Genomic DNA, 14,358 nt, shown 5'->3' with positions numbered 1-14,358 from the left:
CGTCGAGCTCGCGAGCTGGGCAGGAATGGACGGACACGGTTAGAGTAACCGAACGATCGGTCGGGACAAGGGGGACCGCCGCATCTGTGGAAAACCGTGTGCGGGAGGATCGCGAGCATGACAGCACTCGACCTCAGCAGCCCCGTGGCCGTCGTCGGTACCGGCACCATGGGCCAGGGCATCGCCCAGGTCGCGCTGGTCGCAGGCCGGCCCGTGCGGCTGTACGACGCCTTGCCCGGACGTGCCGAAGCGGCCGCCTCCGCGATCGGCGCGCGACTGGACCGGCTCGTCGACAAGGAGCGGCTCAGTGCCGCCGACCGGGACGCCGCGCGCGCCCGGCTGCACCCGGCGGCAAGCCTCGGCGAACTCGCCGACTGCGTACTCGTCGTGGAGGCGGTGCTCGAACAGCTCGACGTGAAGCAGCAGTTGTTCCGCGACCTGGAGGACGTCGTCGGGGAGGACGCCCTGCTCGCCACGAACACCTCCTCCCTGTCCGTGACGGCCATCGGCGGCGCGCTGCGCAACCCGGGCCGCCTGGTCGGGCTGCACTTCTTCAACCCCGCTCCGCTGCTGCCCCTGGTGGAGGTCGTCTCCGGGTTCGCCACGGACGTCACGTCGGCCACGCGCGCGTACGAGACGGCCCGCGCCTGGGGCAAGACCCCGGTCGCCTGCGCGGACACCCCCGGTTTCATCGTCAACCGCATCGCCCGGCCCTTCTACGCCGAGGCCTTCGCGGTCCACGAGTCCCAGGCCGCCGACCCGGCCACCATCGACGCCGTCCTGCGCGAGTCCGGGGGCTTTCGGATGGGGGCCTTCGAGCTGACCGACCTGATCGGCCAGGACGTCAACGAGTCCGTCACGCACTCCGTGTGGCAGGCGTTCTTCCAGGACGTGCGCTTCACGCCCTCGCTGGCGCAGCGGCGGCTCGTGGAGTCGGGCCGGCACGGCCGAAAGTCGGGTCACGGCTGGTACGACTACGCGGACGGCGCCGAGCGCCCCGAGCCGCACACCGCGGAGAAGGCGCCCGCGCCCGCCCACGTCACCGTCGAGGGCGACCTCGGCCCCGCCTCCGAACTCGTCGCGCTGATCCGCAAGGCGGGCATCCAGGTCCGCGAGGAGGAGGAGGACCACGGCACCCGGCTGCTGCTGCCCTCCGGCGGTCAGCTGGTCCTCGCCGACGGACAGACCTCGGTCGAGTTCCGTGACGTCGTCTACTTCGACCTGGCGCTCGACTACCGCCGGGCCACCCGGATCGCCCTGTCGGCCTCCCAGGACACCGCCGCCCGGACTCTCTCCGAGGCGACCGGTCTCTTCCAGGCGCTCGGCAAGGACGTCAGCGTCATCGGGGACGCCCCCGGCATGATCGTCGCCCGGACGGTGGCCCGGATCATCGACCTGGCGCACGACGCCGTCGCCAAGGGGGTGGCCACCGAGGAGGACATCGACACCGCGATGCGGCTCGGCGTGAACTACCCCCTGGGTCCCTTCGAGTGGAGCCGCAGGCTCGGCCGGACCTGGGCGCACGACCTCCTGGAGGAGCTGCACCTGCGCGAGCCCTCGGGCCGTTACGCGCCCTCCCTGGCGCTGTACCGCCACGGGCACGCCTCCGAGAAGCGGGAGGGCACCTCGTGACCACCGCCAAGCGGGACACGTACACCCCGGAGACGCTGCTCCATGTCGCCGTGCAGGTCTTCATCGAGCGCGGCTACGACGGCACTTCCATGGAGCACCTGTCCAAGGCCGCCGGCATCTCCAAGTCCTCGATCTACCACCACGTGGCGGGCAAGGAGGAGCTGCTGGGCAGGGCCGTGCGCCGGGCGCTGGACGGCCTCTTCGGCATCCTCGACGAGGAGCACGCGCGCGTGGGGCGTTCCGTGGAGCGCCTGGAGTACGTCGTACGGCGGATGGTCGAGGTGCTCACCGCCGAGCTGCCGTACGTGACGCTGCTGCTGCGGGTGCGGGGCAACACGGACACCGAGCGCTGGGCCCTGGAGCGGCGCCGGGACTTCGACCACCGGGTGGCCGAACTGCTGAGGGCGGCGGCCGCCGACGGCGACGTACGGGACGACGTCGAGTTCCGGCTCGCGACGCGGCTGGTGTTCGGCATGATCAACTCGATCGTGGAGTGGTACCGGCCCGACGGCCGGGGCTCCGCCGAGCGCGAGGTGGCCGACGCTGTCGTACGCCTGGTCTTCGAAGGGCTCCGCAAGGAGGGCTGACACTCCTGACGGGGGCCCTGTCCAGGCCCCGGATTCCTACGGGGCCCCCTATGCCTAACTTGGGTTCAACGGGGCCCGTCCGGGCGGCTCACGCCACGGGACCCTGTCCAGGCCGCCCACGCCACGGGGCCTCCTGGCCAGGCCCCCCTATGCCTCACTCGGGTTCAACGGGACCTCCGCCCGAGCCGCCCACGCCACGGGACCCCGTCCGGCCCGCTCACGCCTCGGGTTCCACGTCCTCCTCCTCGAAGACCAGCAGCGTGCGCGTGCTGAGTACCTCGGGGATGGCCTGGAGGCGGGTGAGCACCAGCTCGCGCAGGGCGCGGTTGTGCGGGGTGTGCACCAGCAGCAGGACGTCGAAGTCGCCGCCCACCAGCGAGATGTGGGCGGCCCCGGGCAGCGCCCGCAACTGCTCGCGGACCGTGCGCCAGGAGTTCTGCACGATCTTGAGCGTGATGTACGCCGACGTGCCCTGGCCCGCGCGCTCGTGGTTGACGCGGGCTCCGAAGCCCCGGATGACCCCGTCCTCGATGAGGCGGTTGATCCGCGCGTAGGCGTTGGCCCGCGAGACGTGGACCCGCTCGGCGACGGACCGTATCGAGGCGCGTCCGTCCGCCTGGAGCATCTGCAGGATGTCCTGGTCGATCGGGTCGAGCGGACGGGCGGGCGGCAGCTCCGTCCCGGCCCCAGCTCCCTCGGCCATTTGTTCAGGTGCCATGTCCCCCCGCCTCCCTACCATGGACGTACTGCGTCCATCTCAGGCTGTGCAGAACCGTTTGTCCACAGCCTGGCGGTGCCTGTAGCCAAAATGTGCCGACGACCGAACAATCGGTAGGTGAGGCGCATCACACCCGGTGCGTCTCTCCAGCCGCTCCCACGAGGAGGTGCCGTCATGACGGTCATGGAGCAGCGAGGCGCTTACCGGCCCACACCGCCGCCCGCCTGGCAGCCACGCACCGACCCCGCGCCGCTGCTGCCCGACGCGCTGCCCCACCGCGTCCTCGGCACCGAGGCCGCCGCGCAGGCCGACCCCGACCTGCTGCGCCGGCTGTACGCCCAGCTGGTCCGCGGCCGCCGCTACAACACGCAGGCCACCGCCCTCACCAAGCAGGGCCGTCTCGCCGTGTACCCCTCCACCACCGGCCAGGAGGCCTGCGAGGTCGCCGCGGCGCTCGTCCTCGAAGAGCGCGACTGGCTCTTCCCGAGCTACCGGGACACCCTGGCGGCCGTCGCCCGCGGCCTGGACCCCGTCCAGGCGCTCACGCTGCTGCGCGGCGACTGGCACACCGGGTACGACCCGCGCGAGCACCGCATCGCGCCCCTGAGCACCCCGCTCGCCACCCAGCTCCCGCACGCCGTGGGTCTCGCCCACGCCGCCCGCCTCAAGGGCGACGACGTGGTCGCGCTCGCCATGGTCGGCGACGGCGGCACCAGCGAGGGCGACTTCCACGAGGCGCTGAACTTCGCGGCCGTCTGGCAGGCCCCGGTCGTCTTCCTCGTGCAGAACAACGGCTTCGCGATCTCCGTCCCGCTCGCCAAGCAGACCGCGGCCCCCTCGCTGGCCCACAAGGCAGTCGGCTACGGGATGCCGGGCCGCCTGGTCGACGGCAACGACGCGGCCGCCGTCCACGAGGTCCTCGCCGACGCCGTGCGCCGTGCCCGCGAGGGCGGCGGCCCGACGCTCGTCGAGGCCGTCACGTACCGCATCGACGCCCACACGAACGCCGACGACGCCACCCGCTACCGCGGTGACGCCGAGGTCGAGACCTGGCGCGCGCACGACCCGATCGCCCTGCTGGAACGCGAGCTGACCGAGCGCGGCCTGCTCGACGAGGACGGCGTACGGGCCGCCCGCGAGGACGCCGAGGCGATGGCCGCGGATCTGCGCGAGCGCATGAACCAGGACCCGGTGCTCGACCCCATGGACCTCTTCGCCCACGTGTACGCCGAGCCCACCCCGCAGCTGCGCGAGCAGGAGGCGCAGCTGCGCGCCGAGCTCGACGCCGAGGCGGACGGTTCGCACGGGTCGGAAGGGGCCGGGCGATGACCACCGTTGCCCAGAAACCGGCGACCATGGCGCAGGCCCTCGGGCGCGCCCTGCGGGACGCCATGGCCGAGGACCCGACGGTCCACGTCATGGGCGAGGACGTCGGCACGCTCGGCGGTGTCTTCCGGGTCACCGACGGGCTCGCCGCGGAGTTCGGCGAGGACCGCTGCACGGACACGCCCCTGGCGGAGGCCGGCATCCTCGGGACCGCCGTCGGCATGGCGATGTACGGGCTGCGGCCGGTCGTCGAGATGCAGTTCGACGCCTTCGCCTACCCGGCGTTCGAGCAGCTGATCAGCCACGTCGCGAAGATGCGCAACCGCACGCGCGGCGCGATGCCGCTGCCGATCACCATCCGCGTGCCCTACGGGGGAGGCATCGGCGGCGTCGAGCACCACAGCGACTCCTCCGAGGCGTACTACATGGCGACCCCGGGGCTGCACGTCGTCACGCCCGCCACGGTCCCCGACGCCTACGGGCTGCTGCGGGCCGCCATCGCCTCCGACGACCCCGTCGTCTTCCTGGAGCCCAAGCGCCTGTACTGGTCGAAGGACACCTGGAACCCGCAGGAGCCGCCGGCCGTCGATCCGATCGGCCGCGCGGTGGTCCGGCGTCCCGGCCGCAGCGCCACCCTCGTCACGTACGGCCCGTCCCTGCCCGTCTGCCTGGAGGCGGCCGAGGCGGCGCGGGCCGAGGGCTGGGACCTCGAAGTCGTCGACCTGCGCTCCCTGGTGCCGTTCGACGACGAGACGGTGTGCGCGGCCGTCCGGCGGACCGGGCGCGCCGTCGTCGTGCACGAGTCGGGCGGGTTCGGGGGACCGGGCGGAGAGATCGCCGCGCGGATCACCGAGCGCTGCTTCCACCACCTGGAGGCGCCGGTGCTGCGGGTCGCCGGGTTCGACATCCCGTATCCGCCGCCGATGCTGGAGCGCCACCACCTGCCCGGTGTCGACCGCATCCTGGACGCGGTGGCACGGCTGCAATGGGAGGGCGAGAGCTGATGGCCCAGGTGCTGGAGTTCAAGCTGCCCGACCTCGGGGAGGGCCTGACCGAGGCGGAGATCGTCCGCTGGCTCGTCCAGGTCGGTGACGTGGTCGCCGTCGACCAGCCGGTCGTCGAGGTCGAGACCGCCAAGGCCATGGTCGAGGTGCCGTGTCCCTACGGGGGCGTGGTCACCGCCCGCTTCGGCGAGGAAGGCACCGAACTGCCCGTCGGCGCCCCGCTGATCACGGTCGCGGTCGGAGCGCCCGCGTCGGCGTCCGAGTCCGCGCCCGCGTCCGCGTCCCGGCCGTCCGCGTCCTCGAACGGCGACGGCGACCAGGGATCGGGCAACGTACTGGTGGGATACGGCACCCAGGCCCCGCCCGGGCGCCGCAGGAGGGTCCGGCCGGCGTCGCCGGTGCCCGGGACCCCGTCGGGGAGCCGCGCGGACGGATTCGCGTCCGCCGGAGCCGCGCCCTCCCTCGCGGGAGCCGCCGCGCCGTCGTCCGGGAAGTCCGCCGGGGCGGGGACGGCCGGGTCCGCCCGGCCCGAGGCCGCCGGGACGTTCGGGACGGGCGGTGCCGTGGACGGCCGTGCGGTCGCCGGGCGGACGGAGGGTCCCGTTCCGGTGATCTCCCCCCTCGTGCGCCGGCTGGCCCGGGAGAACGGGCTGGAACTGCGTGCGCTTGAGGGGACCGGGCCCGACGGGCTGATCCTGCGCGCGGACGTCGAGTCCGCGCTGCGGGCGGCCGCCGGCCGGGGTGCCGTACGGGTGCCCGAGGGCCGTGGACCCGCTGCCACCGGTGCCGCCCTCGCCGACGCGGCCTCCGCCGTGCGCGGCGACGGGACCGGAGTCCCGGCCGCCGCCGGGGCGGTCCGGACGCCCGCTGCCGGGGAAGGTGTGCGCGTGCCGCTCAAGGGCGTTCGCGGTGCCGTCGCCGACAAGCTCTCCCGGAGCCGTCGCGAGATACCCGACGCGACCTGCTGGGTCGACGCCGACGCGACCGAACTCATGCGGGCGCGCGCGGCGATGAACGCGGCGGGCGGCCCGAAGATCTCGCTGCTGGCGTTGCTCGCGCGGATCTGCACGGCCGCGCTGGCCCGCCACCCCGAGCTGAACTCGACGGTCGACCTGGAGGCCCGTGAGATCGTGCGGCTCGACCGGGTGCACCTGGGCTTCGCCGCGCAGACCGAGCGCGGGCTCGTGGTGCCTGTCGTCCGGGACGCGCACACGCGGGACGCGGAGTCGCTGAGCGCGGAGTTCGGGCGGCTGACCGAGGCGGCGCGCACCGGGACGCTGACGCCCGCGGACCTGACGGGCGGCACGTTCACGCTGAACAACTACGGCGTGTTCGGTGTCGACGGCTCCACGCCGATCATCAACCACCCGGAGGCGGCCATGCTCGGCGTCGGCCGCATCGTCCCCAAGCCGTGGGTGCACGAGGGCGAGCTGGCCGTACGGCAGGTCGTGCAGCTCTCGCTCACCTTCGACCACCGGGTGTGCGACGGCGGTACGGCGGGCGGCTTCCTGCGGTACGTCGCGGACTGCGTGGAGCGGCCGGCGGTGCTGCTGCGGACGCTGTAGGCCACCGGGGGACGCCGCCGTCCACATGCTGTGCGCGGGGGTGGCAATGATCCCCCGGGCGCCCATACTCGGGGGATGACCGCGCACGAGCCACTCGGCGCCGCCGTCGGCACGGCGGACGCCGTCGCGGCCGGCGTCCCCGCTCCGGGCGCCGCGCCCGCCGCCTATGACGCCGTCGTGCTCGCCGGGGGCGGCGCGCGGCGTCTCGGGGGCGCGGACAAGCCCGGCGTGCGGGTGGGCGGACGGGCGTTGCTCGACCGGGTCCTCGCCGCGTGCGCCGGAGCCGGGACCACCGTCGTGGTGGCCGACCCCAGGGCGACCGCCCGGCCCGTGGTGTGGGCCCGTGAGGATCCGCCAGGCGCGGGACCCGTCGCCGCCCTCGGCGCGGGACTCCGGCACATCACCGCCGAGTACGTCGTGGTGTTCTCGGCCGACCTGCCGTTCCTGACGGCGGGGACGGTACGGCGCCTCCTCTCGGCCCTGCTGACGGGCGACGCCGGCCCGGCCCGCCCCGGCCCGGGAGACGCCGCCGGCCCCGGTGCGGAGAAGGACGGGGGCACCGGCCGCCCGCGGCACCCCGTGCCCGCCACACCGGACGGACCCGGCCCCGCACCCGTCGCACCGGACGGACCTGGCCCCGCCCCCGTCGCACCGGACGGACCTGGCCCCGCCCCCGTTGTGAGCCGCGAACCCACCGATTCCGCGCCCCCCGCCGCTCCCGGCCCCGCACCCGCCGTGAGCCGCGAAGCGACCGGTTCCGCGCCCTGCGCCGCCTCCGGCCCCGCACCCGCCGTGAGCCGCGAACCCACCGATTCCGCGCCCCCCGCCGCTCCCGGCCCCGCCCCCGTCGTGGGCCGCGAACCCAACGGCTCCGCGTCCCCCGTCGCCCCCGCTGTGAGCGCCGAAGTCACCGGCCCCGTACCCCCCGCCGCCCCCGGCAGCGCCCAGCCCGCGCATCCCCGCGAACCCCACCGCGGTGACACCGTCCCGGCCCCGCATCCCGCCGCCCAGGCACCCCGCCCCCCGCAAGGCACCCCTCCCGACGGGGTGCTGCTCACCGACCGGGACGGGCGGGAGCAGCCGTTGGTGGCCGTCTACCGGGCGGAGGCGCTGCGGAGGGTGCTGGAGGGGCTGGCCGGTGCGCGGGGCGGGCTGGACGGGCTGCCCCTGCGGCAGGTCACCGCCGCTCTCGAACTCACCCGTCTCCCGGACCCCGTCGCCTCCTTCGACTGCGACACCTGGGACGACATCGCCACCGCTCGGTCACGCATCAGGGAGCATGGGCTCGTGTTGGATGAATGGATTTCCGCAGTCAAGGACGAACTGGGCATCGACCTGGACGTCGACACCGGCATCCTGCTGGACCTGGCCCGGGACGCCGCGCACTCGGTGGCCCGGCCCTCGGCGCCGCTGACCACGTTCCTCGTGGGTTACGCGGCCGCGCGGGCCGGAGGCGGCCCCGAGGCGGTGGCCGAGGCCGCCCGCAAGGCGTCGGCGCTCGCGCTGGCCTGGGAGGCCGAGGACCTCCCCGCGCCGCCGCCCGCCCCGGCCGGCGAGGGTCCCGTCGTCCGTCCGGACGCCGGATGACCGCCGCTGGCGGCACCCGCAACAGCCAGGAGGACGAGGACTTCGACGTCGAAGAGGCCCTCGCCCTGGTCAAGGGGGAGACCGTGCCCGGCCCCACGAGCAGTCCCGAGCCCGCGCCCGTACCGGAGGGCGAATGGCACGGGCGGCCCGCCGCGCCCGCCGGACACCGGGCCACCCCCTGGCCGCGGGCCCGCACCGCGGCCGAGCGGGCCGGCCGTGCCGGAGCACGCCGGGCACCGGTGTCGGTGCCGCTCGACGCCTCCCTCGGACTGGTCCTCGCCGCCCCGCTCGGCGCGCTGACCGACCTGCCCCCGTTCGACACCAGCGCGATGGACGGATGGGCACTGGCCGGTCCGGGCCCCTGGGACGTGCGGGAGGAGGGCGTGCTCGCCGGGCACGCCGAGCCGGCACGGCTCACCGACGGCGAGGCGGTGCGGATCGCCACCGGGGCGCGCATCCCGCAGGACGTCACCGCCGTACTGCGCAGCGAGCACGGACGGACCGACGACAAGGGGCGGCTGCACGCCACCCGCGAGGTCGTGCACGGGCAGGACATCCGCCCGCGCGGCCAGGAGTGCCGCAGCGGCGACCAGTTGCTGCCCGTCGGCGCGCTTGTCACCCCGGCCGTGCTGGGTCTCGCCGCGGCCGCCGGGTACGACACGCTCGCCGTCCTCCCCCGCCCGCGGGTCGAAGTCCTCGTCCTCGGCGACGAGTTGCTCACCTCGGGTCTCCCCCGGGACGGGCTCATCCGGGACGCGCTCGGCCCCATGCTGCCGCCGTGGCTGCGGGCCCTGGGCGCCGAGGTCCTCGGCGTGCGGCGGCTCGGCGACGACGCCGAGGCGCTGCACCGGGCGATCGCCGGTTCCGCCGCCGACCTGGTCGTCACCACCGGCGGTACCGCGTTCGGCCCGGTCGACCACGTGCACCCCGTGCTGGACCGGCTCGGCGCCGAACTCCTCGTGGACGGCGTCAAGGTCCGCCCCGGCCACCCCATGCTGCTGGCCCGCATCAAGGAGGACCAGCACCTCGTCGGCCTGCCCGGCAACCCCCTGGCCGCCGTGTCCGGGCTGCTCACGCTCGCCGAGCCCCTGCTGCGCGCCCTGGCCGGGCGGACGGCTCCGGAGCCGTACGGGATGCCCCTGAAGGACGGCGTGCACGGGCATCCGTACGACACCCGGCTGATCCCCGTCGTGCTGCGGGCGGAGCAGGCCGTGCCGCTGCACTACAACGGCCCCGCCATGCTGCGGGGCATCGCCGCGGCCGACGCGCTGGCCGTCGTGCCGCCCGGCGGCGCCCGGGCGGGCCAGGACGTGGAACTGCTCGACCTGCCCTGGGCGCTGGCCGGCCTCGGGGCGTGTCTCGCCTAGGGCCTGTCGTTTGGATCAGGTCGGCCGTGACGGACGGTTCGTCCCGGCGACCCCGCGACACTGGCCTGATCCAAACGACAGGCCCTAGCCGCCGAGCGGGCGGGCGGCCGGGCCGGCTGTCCGCCTACGGGTGGGGCGTGCCGTTGCCCGTCCGGCTGATCGTGATCAGGCGGTCGCCCGCCCGCAGCGGCGCGGTGTCGGGCGCGGCGTGGTCCAGCACCCTCCGGTCGCGTACGACGGCGACCACGAGGTCGGCGCAGTCCCGCGGGGCGGCGCCGATCTCCCGTTCCGACACGGCGCGTTCCGTCAGGTCGAGGCCGCTGCCGTAGGTCATCAGGCCCTCCAGGACGTCGGCGGCGTGCGGGCTGCCCACCGAGACGCCCAGCAGGCGCCCGGCCGAGCTGGAGCTGGTGACGACCATGTCGGCGCCGCTCTGCTTGAGCAGCGGCACGTTCTCGTCCTCCCGGACGGCGGCGACGATCGTGGCGCGCCGGTTGAGCTGGCGGGCGGTGAGCGTGACGAGGGTCGCCGTGTCGTCGCGCTGCGGGGCGACGATCACCTGGGCGGCGTGCTGGATCTCGGCCTTGAGGAGGGTGTCGGAGCGGGTGGCGTCCCCGAGCACGGACACCAGTCCGTCGCTGCCGGCCGCGTCCACCGTCTTCTGCTGCGGGTCGACGACGACGATCCGGTGCCTGGGGATGCCCTGCCCGAGCAGCGTCTCGATGGCGTGCCGTCCCTTGGTGCCGTAGCCGACGACCACCACGTGGTTCCGCATCCGCGAGCGCCAGCGGTGGATGCGCACCTGCTGCCGGGTCCGCTCGGTGAGGACCTCCAGGGTGGTGCCGACCAGGATGATCAGGAAGAGCACGCGCAGCGGGGTGATGACGAGGATGTTCGTGAGCCGGGCGGTGTCGCTGACCGGGGTGATGTCGCCGTAGCCGGTGGTGGAGAGGGTGACGGTCGCGTAGTAGGCGGCGTCGAGGAGGTCGACCGAGCCGTCGGAGTTGTCCTGGTAGCCGGAGCGGTCCAGCCAGACCAGGAACGTGGTGAACGCGAGGACCAGCAGCGCCATCGCCAGCCGCCGCAGCACCTGCTGGAGCGGCGGCACGGTGACCTCGACCGGCAGCCGGATCGAGCGGCCCGCCTCGGCGTCGTCCAGGGCCTCCGTGCGCGAGCGGTACCAGAGGGAGCGCAGGATGGAGAAGCGTCCCGCGCCCGGACCGTCCTCCCGGGTGGCCCCGCCCCGCCCGTCCGTCCGGCCCGGGTCGCGTCGGCCGCGGTCCCCGCGGCCCGTGCCCGCTCCGTGCGCTGCTGTCCTGGGCGGTCGTTGTTGTCCGTCCTTCATGGCCTGCTCCCAGCGGCTCGCGGCCCGGTCGGCGGACCGGTACCGGGGCCATGCTCTCGGATCTTGGCCTCCAGGTGGGTAACGTCGGCGCGGGTGACGTCCGTCGATTCGTGGGAGGCCCGCCTTGCGTGACCACACCGTGGTGGTCGGTTTCGGGACGAAAGGGCGGTCGGCCGTCCAGACCGTCTGCGCGACGGGACTGAGGAAGGAACGGATCGTCGTCATCGACCCGGCCTCGAAGGTGATCGAGGCGGCGGCGGCCGAGGGCTACGCGGGCGTGGTCGGCGACGGCACCCGCAGCGACGTGCTGCTGCGGGCCGAGGTGCAGCGGGCCGGCCAGATCATCATCGCCGCGCAGCGGGACGACACGGCCGTGCTGGTGACGCTGACGGCCCGGCAGCTCAACGCCACGGCGAAGATCGTGGCCGCGGTGCGGGAGGAGGAGAACGCGCCGCTGCTGCGCCGGTCCGGCGCCGACGCCGTCATCACCAGTGCCGGCGCGGCCGGGCGCCTGCTCGGCCTCTCGGTGCTCAGCCCCAGCGCGGGCCTGGTCATGGAGGACCTCATCCAGCAGGGCAGCGGACTCGACATCGTCGAACGCCCGGTCATAAAGGCCGAGGTGGGCAAGGGGGTGCGCGAGGTCGGCGACCTGGTGGTGAGCGTCGTACGAGGTCACCGGGTCCTCGGATACGACGATCCCGCCATCGGCACCCTGGAACTGACGGACCGTCTCATCGCGATCGTGCGGGTCTCCTGAAGTAGCCTCGCGGCATGCGAGCGATCACGATTGCCGAACCTGGTGGACCCGAGGCTCTGGTGTGGGACGAGGTCCCGGACGCGGAGCCCGGGGAGGGCGAAGTCCTGGTCGAGGTGGTGGCCAGTGCCGTCAACCGAGCCGATCTGCTGCAGCGCCAGGGCTTCTACAACCCGCCGCCCGGCGCGTCCCCCTACCCCGGTCTCGAATGCTCCGGGCGGATCGCCGCCCTGGGCCCCGGGGTGTCGGGCTGGGCCGTCGGGGACGAGGTGTGCGCGCTGCTCTCGGGCGGCGGTTACGCCGAGAAGGTCGCCGTCCCGGCCGGCCAGCTGCTGCCGGTGCCGGAGGGCATCGACCTGCACCGGGCCGCCGCGCTGCCCGAGGTGACCTGCACCGTCTGGTCCAACGTCTTCATGATCTCCCACCTGCGCCCCGGTGAGACGCTGCTCGTGCACGGCGGCTCCAGCGGCATCGGCACCATGGCGATCCAGCTGGCGAAGGCGGTCGGCGCCAAGGTCGCCGTCACGGCCGGTACCGAGGACAAGCTGCGGTTCTGCGCCGACCTCGGCGCGGACGTCCTGATCAACTACCGCGAGCAGGACTTCGTCGAGGAGCTGGAGCGGGCCACCGACGGAGCCGGCGCCGACGTCATCCTCGACAACATGGGCGCCAAGTACCTGGACCGCAACGTCCGGGCGCTGGCCGTCAACGGCCGGCTGGCGATCATCGGCATGCAGGGCGGCGTCAAGGGCGAGCTGAACATCGGCACGCTCCTCGGCAAGCGTGCCGCGGTCAGCGCGACCTCGCTGCGGGCCCGGCCGCTCGCCGAGAAGGCGGCCATCGTGGCGGCCGTGCGCGAGCACGTGTGGCCGCTGATCTCCTCCGGGCACGTCCGGCCCGTCGTGGACCGCGAGATCCCGATGAGCGACGCGGCCACGGCGCACCGCGTCCTTGAGGAGAGCGGGCACATCGGCAAGGTGCTGCTCGTCGTGCCGTAGGCGCCCGGCCGGGCGGGAGTCTCAGCCGCGCCGGACGCGCAGGGCGAGGAAGGCGAGCCCGAGACCGCAGCCGATGAGGATCAGCCCGCTGCCCAGAGGCAGTATCTGCAGCACGGGCTCCTGCGGCGCGGACCGGGTGACGGACCGCCCTGCGGGGGCCGGGGAGGGCGGCGGCAGCCCGGTGTCCCCGGGCGCCTCGGAGGCGACGGCGCTCTCGGGGACGCCGTCGCTGTCCGCGACGCCGGAGCCGTCCGTGTCGTATGCCTCGGACGTCCCGTCCCCGGCGTCCGCGTCCGTACGGCCCGCGGGCCGGACCGGCCGGTCCGGGCGCTTGCGGCCGTCGGGGTCGCGGCCCGCGTGCGTCGCTCCCGCGTCCTCCTCGCGCGGTGCCGGCTCCTCGCGTCCCGGACGCCTGCGGCCCTCGCCCGCCTCGCTCCCGGCGCGCGACGCGTCGGCCCGGGGGGTGCGCGAGGTGTCCGGCGCCGGGGAGCGGGACGGGCCCGCCGCCGGGGTGCGGGACGACGAGACGGACGGGGAGGGCGGGGCTTCCCGCGCTGCCGGGGCCGCGTACGCGTACGAGGTATGGGTGGTGCCGCCGGCCAGCAGGACCAGCAGCAGGCCCAGTCCCGCCGCGTACGGCCCGTGGCCGCCCTGCCGCTGTGTGCGCAGCCTTGGAGTCACGTCCGTGACCCCCTCCCGGTGCGAGAGTTCGCCAAGATCAACGAGACAAGCCTCACATGAGGTGAGGATCCCGGCATCCCGTCGGGGGCCGAAGGGTGGATCACTGCCCGGCGGGGGCGCCACCGTGATGAGGTGGGCGTGTGCGAGACAATGGCGGCATGGAGATGCCGAGGAACGAACGGTCGCCGGAGAACCCCCAGATCCTGGTCGTGGGCCAGGACGGAATGCCTCTCGGAGGCGCCGGGGACGAGGACTCCCGGGAGGTCCCGGTGACGGAGATGGTGGAACAGCCCGCCAAGGTGATGCGCATCGGCAGCATGATCAAGCAGCTGCTGGAGGAAGTGCGCGCGGCCCCTCTGGACGAGGCCAGCCGGGTGCGGCTCAAGGAGATCCACGCCAGCTCCGTGAAGGAGCTGGAGGACGGCCTTGCGCCCGAGCTCGTCGAGGAGCTGGAGCGCCTCTCCCTCCCCTTCACGGACGAGGGAACCCCCAGTGACGCCGAACTGCGCATCGCGCAGGCCCAGTTGGTGGGTTGGCTGGAGGGGCTCTTCCACGGGATCCAGACGACCCTGTTCGCCCAGCAGATGGCGGCCAGGGCTCAGCTGGAGACCATGCGCCGGGCCCTGCCGCCGGGCGTGGGCGGCGGTGACGACGGCGAGGACCCGCGCGCGGGCGGCCGCTCCGGCGGACCGTACCTGTAGAGCGCGGCCGTCGGGGACGGCGGCGGCCGGACGGAGTCCGGCGACCGTACACACGCAAGGGCCCGGCACTCGTGCCGGGCCCTCGGTGCGCCG

The 14,358-nt window shown here is 74.5% G+C and carries 12 protein-coding genes and 2 pseudogenes; 11 read left to right on the top strand and 3 right to left on the bottom strand.

All coding sequences use genetic code 11. The features are described from left to right. Window positions 1–117: 117 nt before the first annotated feature. Window positions 118–1,632 (top strand): 3-hydroxyacyl-CoA dehydrogenase, encoded by a 1,515-nt coding sequence (locus tag ACFYQQ_RS17860; protein ID WP_355783036.1) that lies wholly within the window; start codon window positions 118–120, stop codon window positions 1,630–1,632. Then, window positions 1,629–2,219, top strand: coding sequence for a TetR/AcrR family transcriptional regulator (locus tag ACFYQQ_RS17855; RefSeq protein ID WP_355783039.1), 591 nt, complete (start codon window positions 1,629–1,631; stop codon window positions 2,217–2,219). The genes ACFYQQ_RS17860 and ACFYQQ_RS17855 overlap by 4 nt, the downstream gene beginning before the upstream one ends. Before the next feature lie 217 nt (window positions 2,220–2,436). Here ACFYQQ_RS17855 and ACFYQQ_RS17850 read toward each other — a convergent pair whose 3' ends face one another. Then, a complete protein-coding gene (locus ACFYQQ_RS17850; protein ID WP_355783041.1) occupies window positions 2,437–2,937 on the bottom strand; it encodes an Lrp/AsnC family transcriptional regulator in 501 nt (166 codons plus the stop codon). A gap of 174 nt (window positions 2,938–3,111) precedes the next feature. Between ACFYQQ_RS17850 and pdhA the strand changes: the two genes are divergently transcribed. From pdhA to ACFYQQ_RS17820, 6 genes and pseudogenes are all read left to right on the top strand, one after another. Next, window positions 3,112–4,266 carry a pyruvate dehydrogenase (acetyl-transferring) E1 component subunit alpha gene (gene pdhA / locus ACFYQQ_RS17845; protein WP_355783044.1) on the top strand — a complete coding sequence of 385 codons (1,155 nt, stop codon included), beginning with the start codon at window positions 3,112–3,114 and terminating at the stop codon, window positions 4,264–4,266. Then, complete coding sequence (locus tag ACFYQQ_RS17840) at window positions 4,263–5,267, top strand: alpha-ketoacid dehydrogenase subunit beta (RefSeq protein WP_355783047.1); 1,005 nt, start codon at window positions 4,263–4,265, stop codon at window positions 5,265–5,267. The genes pdhA and ACFYQQ_RS17840 overlap by 4 nt, the downstream gene beginning before the upstream one ends. Further along, window positions 5,267–6,832, top strand: a complete 1,566-nt coding sequence (locus ACFYQQ_RS17835; RefSeq protein WP_388904831.1) for a dihydrolipoamide acetyltransferase family protein — start codon at window positions 5,267–5,269, stop codon at window positions 6,830–6,832. The genes ACFYQQ_RS17840 and ACFYQQ_RS17835 overlap by 1 nt, the downstream gene beginning before the upstream one ends. Before the next feature lie 75 nt (window positions 6,833–6,907). Then, window positions 6,908–7,330: pseudogene (locus ACFYQQ_RS17830) on the top strand (molybdenum cofactor guanylyltransferase); the annotation flags it as partial. Between the two features lie 237 nt (window positions 7,331–7,567). Next, the gene (locus tag ACFYQQ_RS17825; protein WP_388904864.1) at window positions 7,568–8,419 is read left to right on the top strand and encodes a DUF6457 domain-containing protein; all 852 of its coding nucleotides are present in this window, start codon (window positions 7,568–7,570) and stop codon (window positions 8,417–8,419) included. Next, complete coding sequence (locus ACFYQQ_RS17820) at window positions 8,416–9,786, top strand: molybdopterin molybdotransferase MoeA (RefSeq protein WP_388904830.1); 1,371 nt, start codon at window positions 8,416–8,418, stop codon at window positions 9,784–9,786. Before ACFYQQ_RS17825 ends, ACFYQQ_RS17820 begins: the two co-directional genes overlap by 4 nt. Window positions 9,787–9,910: 124 nt before the next feature. On the opposite strand, the gene ACFYQQ_RS17815 is transcribed toward ACFYQQ_RS17820, so the two are convergent. After that, window positions 9,911–10,981, bottom strand: coding sequence for a potassium channel family protein (locus tag ACFYQQ_RS17815; protein WP_355792837.1), 1,071 nt, complete (start codon window positions 10,979–10,981; stop codon window positions 9,911–9,913). 259 nt (window positions 10,982–11,240) lie between these two features. On the opposite strand from ACFYQQ_RS17815, the pseudogene ACFYQQ_RS17810 reads away from it, so the two are divergent. Next, window positions 11,241–11,888: pseudogene (locus ACFYQQ_RS17810) on the top strand (potassium channel family protein); the annotation flags it as partial. A 14-nt stretch (window positions 11,889–11,902) separates the two neighbouring features. Beyond that, the gene (locus ACFYQQ_RS17805) at window positions 11,903–12,883 is read left to right on the top strand and encodes an NAD(P)H-quinone oxidoreductase (protein ID WP_355792834.1); all 981 of its coding nucleotides are present in this window, start codon (window positions 11,903–11,905) and stop codon (window positions 12,881–12,883) included. Window positions 12,884–12,904: 21 nt separating this feature from the next. Here the strand turns inward: ACFYQQ_RS17805 and ACFYQQ_RS17800 are convergent, their stop codons facing one another. Continuing rightward, window positions 12,905–13,564, bottom strand: coding sequence for a hypothetical protein (locus ACFYQQ_RS17800; protein WP_356163716.1), 660 nt, complete (start codon window positions 13,562–13,564; stop codon window positions 12,905–12,907). A 158-nt stretch (window positions 13,565–13,722) separates the two neighbouring features. Between ACFYQQ_RS17800 and ACFYQQ_RS17795 the strand changes: the two genes are divergently transcribed. Then, window positions 13,723–14,265, top strand: coding sequence for a bacterial proteasome activator family protein (locus tag ACFYQQ_RS17795; RefSeq protein ID WP_355782729.1), 543 nt, complete (start codon window positions 13,723–13,725; stop codon window positions 14,263–14,265). Window positions 14,266–14,358 lie beyond the last annotated feature (93 nt).

Origin of the sequence: Streptomyces sp. NPDC005496, assembly GCF_042872045.1 — a bacterium.
Taxonomy (GTDB): Bacteria; Actinomycetota; Actinomycetes; order Streptomycetales; family Streptomycetaceae; genus Streptomyces.
The sequence above is the reverse complement of the archived record's forward strand: the minus strand, read 5'-3'. Positions and strand labels throughout refer to the sequence as shown.